The sequence below is a fragment of the Nonomuraea sp. NPDC050691 genome, from assembly GCF_040654455.1.
Classification (GTDB): domain Bacteria; phylum Actinomycetota; class Actinomycetes; order Streptosporangiales; family Streptosporangiaceae; genus Nonomuraea.
On sequence record NZ_JBFAIA010000020.1, the window covers coordinates 70,190 to 79,239 of the forward strand.

Below are 9,050 nucleotides of genomic sequence, written 5' to 3' on the forward strand. Positions count from 1 at the left end.
AAACGCCAACTTAATGTCTCGGCTACAAATATAGACGCCGTCTCTATATGTAGACAAGAGGTTGCCGTTGATGCCCCCCACCGTTTCGCGAGTCGCCTCACTCTCCGGCTTGCTCGCCTTCCCCGTCACACCGTTCACGGAGTCGGGGGACGTGGATCTGGCCCGTTTCCGGACCCACCTCGACGACGTGCTCGCCGCCAAGCCCGGGGCGGTCTTCGTCGCCTGCGGGACCGGCGAGCTGGCGTCGCTGACGGCCACCGAGCAGCAGGCCGTGGTCAAGGCGGCCGTCGAGCAGGTCGCCGGAGCGGCGCCCGTGCTCGCTGGAGTGGGCGGCGGCACGCGGACGGCCGTGGAGTTCACCCGCGCCGCGGAGGCCGCCGGAGCCGACGGCGTGCTGGCGCTCCCGCCGTACCTCCAGGTCGGCCCGCCGGCCGGGCTCGTGGCGCACTACCGGCAGGTGGCCGCGGCCACGGACCTGGGCGTGATCCTCTACCAGCGCGGCACGGCGATCTTCTCCCCCGAGGCGGTGGCCGAGCTCGCCGAGGTGGACAACATCGTCGCGCTGAAGGACGGGCACGGCGACATGGAGCTGCTCCAGCTCATCCACACCGCCACCGCCGGACGGCTCCCCCTGCTGAACGGCATGCCGACCGCCGAGATCTACGCCCGCTCCTATGCCGGCGTCGGGGCCCGCGCCTACTCCTCGGCGGTGCTGGCCTTCCTCCCCGAGGTCGCCACCGCGTTCTTCCAGGCGTTCGAGACGGGCGACGACGCGACCCAGGAGCTCCTGCTGCGCGAGTTCTACGCGCCGCTCGCCCGGCTGCGCCAGACGACCCCCGGCTACGCCGTGTCCCTCGTCAAGGCCGGCCTCCACCTCCGCGGACGTTCCGCCGGGCCCGTCCGGGCGCCGCTGGCGGAGGTCAGCCCGGAGCACCGCGAACAGCTGGCCCGCATCATCGACCGCGGCCTCGCGGCCCTCAGCGCGACAGCCGTCGCATAGCACGCGGCCTGCCCGGCCCCCGGGGCAGGCGATTTCGGAGGAATCATGATCATCATATCGCGAGCGTCTCGCACCCCTCGCCGCCGCCAGGCGGCCTCCGCCCTGCTGGCGCTCGGGGCCGTACTGACGGCCGGCGCCTGCTCGGTCGCGAACAGCGGCCCGGAGTCCTCGTCCGGCGGGGCGAAGTCCGTCCGCATCGTGCTGCCGGAGGAGCCCCCGACGCTGGAGCCGTGCGACGCCTCCCTCACCGCGACCGGACGCGTCACCCGGGCCAACATCACCGAGGCGCTCACCGAGCGCGACCCGGGCACCGGGCAGCTCCAGCCGGCCCTGTCCACCCAGTGGAAGCAGGACGCGCCCACCGAGTGGACGTTCACCCTGCGCGACGACGTGAAGTTCCACGACGGCACCGCGTTCGACGCCAAGGCGGCCGCCTTCTCCATCGACCGCGCCGTCAACTCGAAGATCGACTGCAACGTGAAGGGGTACGTCTTCGGCGGCATCGAGCTCACGGCGACCGCCGTGGACGACGCCACCCTCAAGGTGAAGACGGCCAAGCCGGACCCGATCCTGCCGCTGCGCCTGTCCTTCGTCGAGATCGTCCCGACCACCACGACCACCACCGGCAAGGTCCGCGAGCCCGTCGGCACCGGCCCGTACAAGATCGCCAAGTGGGACACCGGCCGAAGCCTGCGCCTGGAGCGGTTCGACGGCTACTGGGGCAAGGCGCCGGACTTCCCCGCCGCGGAGTACATGTGGCGGACCGAGGGCAGCATCCGCGCCGCCATGGTCAACAGCAACGAGGCGGACCTCGCCATCGGCCTCGCCCCCGAGGACGGCGCCGGCAAGTCCGCCGTGCAGTTCCCCAACAACGAGACCTCCTACCTGCGGATCGACGCCGCCAAGCCGCCGCTCGACGACATCCGCGTACGCCAGGCCATCAACTACGCCATCGACAAGAGCGGCCTCGTCGCCTCGGTCTTCGCCGGCCTGGGCAAGCCGGCCGGCCAGCTCGTGCCCGCGGGGGTGACCGGTCACAGCGACGCCATCCAGCCCTGGCCGTACGACATGACGCAGGCCAAGAAGCTCATCGCCGAGGCCAAGGCGGACGGCGTCCCCGTCGACACCCAGATCACCATCATCGGGCGCAACGGGATCTACCCCAAGGCCGCCGAGGCGATGGAGGTCGTGCAGAACTCGCTGACCGAGGCGGGGCTCAAGGTCAAGATCCAGATGCTCGACGTGAACGCCTGGCTGGAGTACCTGCTGCGCCCGTTCGTGAAGGACGCCGGCCCCACCCTGCTCCAGGCCCAGCACGGCAACCAGGCCGGTGACGCGGCCTTCACCATGGGCCAGATCTACGGCAGCAAGGGCGCGCAGAGCAGCTACGGCACCTCCGAGCTCGACGACCTGATCGACACCGCCGAGCAGGCGTCGGACGCCGAGCGCCAGGCCGCGTTCGCCAAGGCGCTGGAGTACCAGAACAAGAGCGTCGTGCGGGACGCGGTCATGGCGCACATGACCGGCATCCTCGCCCTCTCCGACACCGTCAGCTACAAGCCCAACGCCGCCACCAACGACGAGATGCGCCTCGCCGAGATGCACCCGGCCGGCTGAGAGGAGCAGGTGTGCTGACCTTCCTGCGGCATCGCATCACCTCCAGTGCGATCCCGCTGGTCGTCGTGATCCTCGGGGTGTTCTGCCTGGCCCGCCTCACCGGCGACCCGGCGAACCTCTACCTGCCCCTCAGCGCGACCCCCGAGATGCGGGCGGAGTTCGCCGCCCGCCACGGGTTCGACCAGCCGCTGTTCGTCCAGTTCGGCGACTACCTGGCCCAGGTCGTCCGCCTGGACTTCGGCGAGTCGCTGCGGACCGCCGAACCCGCCGCCGCGGCCGTGCTGCGGGCGTTCCCCGCGACCCTGCAGCTCGCCGGGGCCACGATGATCCTGGCGATCCTCGGCGCGGTCGTCGTCGGGAGCTGGGCGGCCTACCGCCCCAACTCCCTGGCCGACCGGGTCGCCAGCTTCACCTCGACGACCGCGGCGAGCATGCCGGACTTCTGGTTCGCCATCATGGGCGTCCTGGTCTTCGCCGTGGCCCTCGGCTGGCTGCCCACCTCGGGCACCGTCGGCGCGGCGGCGTGGGTGCTGCCGGTGCTCACCCTGCTGATCCGCCCGTTCGGCGTGCTCGTGCAGGTGGTACGCGGGGCGATGGTCGGCGCGCTGTCCGCGCCGTACATCAAGGTGGCGCGGAGCAAGGGCGCGGGCGAGCTGCGGGTGGTCTTCGGCCACGCGCTGCGCAACGCCGCCCCGCCGGCGCTGACCGTGGCCGGCGACCTCACGGTGGGGCTGGTCAACGGCGCGGTGGTCGTCGAGACGATCTTCGGCTGGCCGGGTATCGGCAAGCTGATGATCACCTCGATCCTGCAGCGGGACTTCGCGGTCCTCCAGGCCGCGGTCCTCGTCACCGCGGTCACCATCTTCGCGCTCAACATCGTCATCGACGCCTGCTACGCGCTCCTGGACTCCCGGATCCGCCAGGGCGTGACGACATGACGAACGGAGACCCCATGTCCACGACTCACGCCGGGCACGTCAGCGGGCCGGAGAGCCCCGCCGCGAGCCCGGCGCTCCGGCGGGCCCCCTGGTGGCGGCTGCTGCTGAGGGACCGGTTCGCCTGCCTCGCCGTGGTGATCCTGATCGTCGTGGCCCTCTCGGCGCTGGCCGGGCCGCTGCTGCTCGGCGACCTGGCCGTCCGGCAGAACCTGCGGGCGGTCAACCGGCCGCCGTTCAGCCTCGACGACGGCTGGGCGTTCGTCCTCGGCAGCGACTCGCTCGGGCGCAGCCTGCTCGCCCGGCTCATCGTGGCGAGCCGCACCACCCTGTCCGTCGCGGTCCCGGCCGTCGTGATCTCCCTGGTCATCGGGTCGGTCTGGGGCATGTGGGCGGGCTACCACCGGGGCCGGCGGGAGAACGTCTCCATGCGGATCGCGGACGTCATCCTCAGCTTCCCGTCCCTGCTGCTGGCCGTCGTGGTGCTGTACGTCTTCTCCCCCAGCGCCTCGAACATCGTCCTGGTCCTGGCGATCGCGCGGATCCCGATCTACCTGCGAGCCGCCCGCGCCGAGTCCGCCGAGCTGCAGAGCCGGCTGTTCGTCGACGCGGCCCGCACGTTCGGCACCAGGAGCTGGGCGATCATCGGCAGGCACGTGGCGCCGACCGTGCTGCCCACCCTGTTCACCGTCGCAACCCTGGACTTCTGTTTCGTGATGCTGACCGAATCGTCGCTGAGCTTCCTGGGCATCGGCATCCAGCCGCCGGACATGAGCTGGGGCCTGATGGTCTCCCAGGGCCGGCAGGTGCTGCAGAGCGCCTGGTGGATCGCCGTCTTCCCCGGACTCGCCATCGTGGTGACCACCGTGTCGGCGACCGTCCTCGCGCAGTGGGCGCGGCTGGCCATGGACCCCGGCCAGCGGTGGAGGCTCGCCCTGCCCCGCTCCCGCCGGCGGGACAAGGAGGTGCGGGCATGAACGAGTCCCCCGTACTGGAGGTGGACCGCCTGGCGGTCGACATCCGGACCCCCGCCGGGACGGTCCGCGCGGTGCGCGAGGTCAGCTTCGCGGTCCGCTCCGGTGAGACGCTGGCGCTCCTGGGCGAGTCGGGCTGCGGCAAGAGCATGACCGCGCAGGCCATCGTCGGCCTCCTCGACCCGGTGGCGCACGTGGCCGGCGGCGCCGTGCGCCTGGAGGGGACCGACCTCCTCGCCCTGCCGCCCGCGCAGCGGCGCAAGCTGGCCGGCCCCGGCCTGTCCATCGTGTTCCAGGACGCGCTGACCGCGCTCAACCCGGTCCAGACGGTCGGCGCCCAGCTCGCCGAGCCGTTCCGCATCCACCAGCGCCTGTCGCGGCGCGCGGCCCGGGAGAAGGCCGTCGAGCTGATGGAACGGGTCGGCATCCCCGAGCCGCGCGCCCGCGTGAACGCGTACCCGCACCAGTTCTCCGGCGGCATGCGGCAGCGGCTGCTCATCGCCCTGGCGGTGGCGCTCCACCCGAAGGTGCTCCTCGCCGACGAGCCCACCACCGCCCTCGACGTCACCGTGCAGGCGCAGATCATGGAGCTGCTGCGCGAGCTGCGCACCGAGCAGCAGACCGCGCTGATCCTCATCACCCACGACCTCGCCGTCGTGGCCGAGCAGGCCGACCACGTGGCCGTCATGTACGCGGGCGGCATCGTCGAGACCGGCAGGGTGGCGGACGTCTTCTCCCGGCCGCGGCACCCCTACACCCGCGGGCTGCTCGACTCGGTGCCGGCCGAGGTGGCGCGCGGCGCCACGCTCAAGTCCATCCCGGGCAGCCCGCCCGACCTGCACTCGGTGCCCTCCGGCTGCGCCTTCCGCGCGCGCTGCCCGATGGCGCGTGACGTGTGCGCGCAGGAGCGGCCGATGCTCGTGGAGTCGGGACCCGGCCGCACGTCCGCCTGCCACTACTGGAGGGAGCTGACCGATGACTGAGCCGGCCACGCCGACGCTCGCCCCGCGGGGGACGTCCGTTCCCCTGCTGGACGTGACGGGGGTGACCAAGACCTTCCACGTGGCCCGCGGCGCATCCGGCCGCCACCGCCTGCGCGCGCTGGACGGCGTGGACCTGCGGCTGGAGCGGGGCGAGACGCTGGGGCTGGTCGGCGAGTCCGGCTGCGGCAAGTCGACGCTCGCCCGGGTGCTGCTCATGCTGGAGCGCCCGGACCAGGGCCACGTCAGGTTCGAGGGAACCGACCCGTTCGCCCTCCGGGGCAAGGAACTGCTCAGGTGGCGGCGCCGCGTCCAGATGGTGTTCCAGGATCCGTTCGCGTCGCTGAACGCCCGGCTGTGCGCCGAGGACATCATCGGCGAGCCGTGGCGGACGCACCGGGACCTGGTGCCGGCCAAGGAGCGCGGCAGGCGGGTGGCGGAACTGCTGGAGATGGTGGGACTGCGGGCGAGCGACGCCCGCAGGTATCCGCAGGAGTTCTCCGGCGGCCAGCGCCAGCGGCTGGGGATCGCCCGGGCGCTCGCCCTCCGGCCCGACGTCATCGTGTGCGACGAACCCGTCTCGGCGCTCGACCTGTCGGTGCAGGCGCAGGTGCTCAACCTGCTCACCGACCTGCAGGCCCGGCTGGGCGTGTCGTACGTGTTCATCTCCCATGACCTGTCCGTCGTCCGGCACGTCGCCGACCGCGTGTCGGTGATGTACCTCGGCAAGATCGTCGAGACCGGCCCGACGGCGCAGGTGTTCGACCGGCCCCGCCACCCGTACACCGCCGCGCTGATGTCCGCGGCGCCGGTGCTCGACGTCTCGGGAGCACGGCGCGAGCGGATCCTGCTCCAGGGCGAGGTGCCCTCCCCGCTCGACCCGCCGTCGGGCTGCCGGTTCCGGACCCGCTGCTGGAAGGCCCAGGACGTGTGCGCCCAGGAGGCGCCGCCCCTGGAGCCGTCGCCCGGCGAACCGGCGCACGCGGCCGCCTGCCACTTCCCCCTCCAAGAGGCGGCGACCCGGTAGGCGCACCCCTGGACGAGAGCCGGTCGGTGTCGGCAGTGCTCGGTTCGGCCATGCCCGAGGAGCTGGTCGACGCCGTCACGAGGCGGGGCGGATCCTGTCGGCGTAGTGACGCAGGTGGGCGGCGGCCGTGGTGAGGTCGGCGGCGGCGGTCGTGCAGGCGGCCAGGTGGGAGTTCACCGCCTGGCGCAGCCAGCGCGGCGCGACGCCGCCGGCCTCCAGCCGCTCGCTGATCTCGCGCAGGCGCTCGACGCACTCGGCCAGCGCGAGGGCGTCGGTCTCCAGCACGACGGCGTGCGCGACGATCGACGCGGGATCGCCCGGACGCCGTGCCGGTCGCTGGGCAGGGTGGCGGCGCATGTAATCCTCCGGTCAGGTGGTCGGCCCCGGGACGGCGGCGTCCCGAAGCGTCCGGCGGGTCAGGTGGTCGGCCCCGGGACGGCGGCGTCCCGAAGCGTCCGGCGGGTCAGGTGGTCGGCCCCGGGACGGCGGCGTTCCGGAGCGTCCGGCGGGTCAGGTGGTCGGGACCGGGACGGCGGCGTCCCGGAGTGTGCGGCGAGTCGCGGCCGAGAGGCAGAGCAGCGGGCGGGCGCCGTCGAGGTCCAGGTCGCGGAGCAGGCGGGCCAGCGGGTGGGCCGATCCCGGTGCGACGGCGAGCCGGAGCCGGGGCGCGGGGTGCAGCAGGCCCCGGCCGCGGGCCCGCACACAGGAGCGCAGCGTGGTGCCGGCCGCCCGCGCGTAGCCGACCAGGTCCCGCTCGCTCACCGGCAGCCCCGGACCGAGCCGCCCACCCAGGACGAGCAGCCGCTCCCCGGCACCGCTCGCACCCCCGGCAGCCTCCGCGGCCCCCGCGCCCATCGCCCCGCCGCTCCCGGCGGTCACGGCGGCCCCGGCGGTGCTGACGGCGACTCGCGCGATTCCCCTGGCGAGCCCGAACTCCAGGGGCAGCAGGGACGGCTCACCGCCCCACAGCCGCGGCGCCAGGGCGGCGACCACGGCGGTGTCCACCGCGGAGCCGGCCAGGAAGACGCCCGAGCGCCGCCGGTCGGCGCCGCGCACCAGGTCGTACCAGCCGAGCGGCGCCCGGGGCCGCCACGGACCGGGCACGACGATCCCGACGTGGAGCTCGCGGTGGACGCCCACGCTCGTCCGCCGGTTCCAGGCGGCGTGCACGACGGCGAGGGCGTGGCCGGCGATCCGCACGGCGGGGCCGAGCCCGGTGCCCTCCAGGAGCGCCGCCGCCACCGCCGGGTCCGCGGCGAAGTACGCCGTGAGCGCGCCGCCGTCCTGGCATCGGATCGGCAGCTCGACCCGGCCTCCCGGGCCGGGCACCCCGTGGGTCGGCACGGTGAGGAAGGGGAACCCCTCGGGTTCGGGAGGGTGGTCGAACAGCCGGTAGACCTGGGAGCGCACGACCGCCCCCCGGTACGGCGCGAGGCGCTCGTCGATGTGGTCGCGGGCCTCGGGCAGGTCGTCGGCGATGTTGGCGATGTAGCGGTCGATGCTGTGGCAGAGCGGGAACAGGTGGGTGGCGTCGGAGTAGTCCACCACGTACCAGCCGGGATGCAGGTCGAAGCAGCCGCCCGCGCCCTGGCCGTCGAGGGTGGGGACGATGTCGTGCTGGTTGGTGACGCTGGCGACCCAGGTGTCCGGGTCGGCGGGCCGCTTGAAGTCGACGGGCGCCCCGACCGTGACGGCGTGGGTGACGGTGTGGCGGGCGCAGAACTCGGGGTCCTGCGCCAGGTTCATGACGGCCGCGCCGCCCGCGCTGTGCCCGATGAGGGCCAGCTCGGCGCCCTCGGGCAGGCCGTAGTCGGCGACGGCCTTGACCAGGGCGCGGCTGTACGGGCTCTCGGCCAGCACGGCGCTGCTGAAGGCGCCGAGCAGGTCCTGGGGCGAGTCGTCGTCGGGCCGTCCGGCTCGCATGCCGGGCGCCTGGACGACGTGGCGCACCACCCCGTCGGGGCCCTCGACGCTCTGGATGAGCATGCGGCCGGTGGTGCCGAGCACGCTGATGTTGCCGAGGAAGCCGAGGAGGGATCCCTTCGTGGCCAGCCGCGCGGACTCGGCCGCGGCCGGCTCCACCCGGCGCGCGGCCCCCTCGCCCCGGTCGAGGACGGCGACGGCCCGGTTGCTCATGCCAGTGACCGGGTCGGCCGTGGCGTAGCCCGTTCCGGTGGCGATCAGCCAGGCGGTGGCGTCGTTGAGCGGGTTCTCGTCCAGCAGGGCCCGCAGCGCGAGGACCTCGCCGAAGACGGGGGCGAGCTGGCTGAGCACGCGTACGGCGCCGCGGTCCCTGAGCAGCGCGCGCAGGGCGCGGACCGCCTCCAGGTCGCGGTCGGCGGCGGCCGCCTCGATGAGCCGGCTGAGCATCGGGTCGCCGGTCAGCTCGGGGTGGTCGACGGCGACGGCCGCGATCCGCAGCCGCAGCGAGGTGGCCAGGACGCGTACGGCCAGGCTCTCCGCGCCGGCGAGGGCGCCGAGCGCGGCGGCCAGGACGGCCGGTCGGCCCCCGGCGGA

At 73.7% G+C, this 9,050-nt stretch carries 8 protein-coding genes; 6 read left to right on the forward strand and 2 right to left on the reverse strand.

What is annotated here, in order from left to right; genetic code table 11:
- The first annotated feature begins 70 nt into the window (after window positions 1-70).
- Genes AB0H81_RS11790 through AB0H81_RS11815 form a run of 6 tightly spaced genes read left to right on the forward strand, consistent with a single transcriptional unit; the run spans window position 71 to window position 6,533 of the window.
- Window positions 71-1,000 carry a 5-dehydro-4-deoxyglucarate dehydratase gene (locus tag AB0H81_RS11790; RefSeq protein ID WP_358372721.1) on the forward strand — a complete coding sequence of 310 codons (930 nt, stop codon included), beginning with the start codon at window positions 71-73 and terminating at the stop codon, window positions 998-1,000.
- A 45-nt stretch (window positions 1,001-1,045) separates the two neighbouring features.
- Window positions 1,046-2,617: an ABC transporter substrate-binding protein gene (locus tag AB0H81_RS11795; RefSeq protein ID WP_358372723.1), complete on the forward strand. Its 1,572-nt coding sequence runs from the start codon at window positions 1,046-1,048 to the stop codon at window positions 2,615-2,617.
- Between the two features lie 11 nt (window positions 2,618-2,628).
- Window positions 2,629-3,555, forward strand: coding sequence for an ABC transporter permease (locus AB0H81_RS11800; RefSeq protein ID WP_358372726.1), 927 nt, complete (start codon window positions 2,629-2,631; stop codon window positions 3,553-3,555).
- Between the two features lie 14 nt (window positions 3,556-3,569).
- Window positions 3,570-4,529 carry an ABC transporter permease gene (locus tag AB0H81_RS11805; RefSeq protein ID WP_358372728.1) on the forward strand — a complete coding sequence of 320 codons (960 nt, stop codon included), beginning with the start codon at window positions 3,570-3,572 and terminating at the stop codon, window positions 4,527-4,529.
- On the forward strand, window positions 4,526-5,509 hold the full coding sequence (locus AB0H81_RS11810) for an ABC transporter ATP-binding protein (protein ID WP_358372731.1): 984 nt from the start codon (window positions 4,526-4,528) through the stop codon (window positions 5,507-5,509). The genes AB0H81_RS11805 and AB0H81_RS11810 overlap by 4 nt, the downstream gene beginning before the upstream one ends.
- A complete protein-coding gene (locus tag AB0H81_RS11815) occupies window positions 5,502-6,533 on the forward strand; it encodes a dipeptide ABC transporter ATP-binding protein (RefSeq protein ID WP_358372733.1) in 1,032 nt (343 codons plus the stop codon). Before AB0H81_RS11810 ends, AB0H81_RS11815 begins: the two co-directional genes overlap by 8 nt.
- A gap of 75 nt (window positions 6,534-6,608) precedes the next feature.
- Here AB0H81_RS11815 and AB0H81_RS11820 read toward each other — a convergent pair whose 3' ends face one another.
- Together AB0H81_RS11820 and AB0H81_RS11825 are read right to left on the reverse strand one after the other, a co-directional pair.
- Entirely contained in the window at window positions 6,609-6,890 is a 282-nt protein-coding gene (locus AB0H81_RS11820) for a hypothetical protein (RefSeq protein ID WP_358372735.1), read from the reverse strand.
- Between the two features lie 153 nt (window positions 6,891-7,043).
- The coding region (locus tag AB0H81_RS11825) for a hypothetical protein (protein ID WP_358372737.1) at window positions 7,044-9,050 on the reverse strand (2,007 nt) is incomplete at its 5' end.

What these genes read in the sequence shown, in the direction of transcription:
- AB0H81_RS11790 (WP_358372721.1), top strand. Translation starts at nt 71, where the DNA reads ATGCCCCCCACCGTTTCGCGAGTCGCCTCACTCTCCGGCTTGCTCGCC.
- AB0H81_RS11795 (WP_358372723.1), top strand. Translation starts at nt 1,046, where the DNA reads ATGATCATCATATCGCGAGCGTCTCGCACCCCTCGCCGCCGCCAGGCG.
- AB0H81_RS11805 (WP_358372728.1), top strand. Translation starts at nt 3,570, where the DNA reads ATGTCCACGACTCACGCCGGGCACGTCAGCGGGCCGGAGAGCCCCGCC.
- AB0H81_RS11810 (WP_358372731.1), top strand. Translation starts at nt 4,526, where the DNA reads ATGAACGAGTCCCCCGTACTGGAGGTGGACCGCCTGGCGGTCGACATC.
- AB0H81_RS11815 (WP_358372733.1), top strand. Translation starts at nt 5,502, where the DNA reads ATGACTGAGCCGGCCACGCCGACGCTCGCCCCGCGGGGGACGTCCGTT.
- AB0H81_RS11820 (WP_358372735.1), bottom strand. Translation starts at nt 6,890, where the DNA reads ATGCGCCGCCACCCTGCCCAGCGACCGGCACGGCGTCCGGGCGATCCC.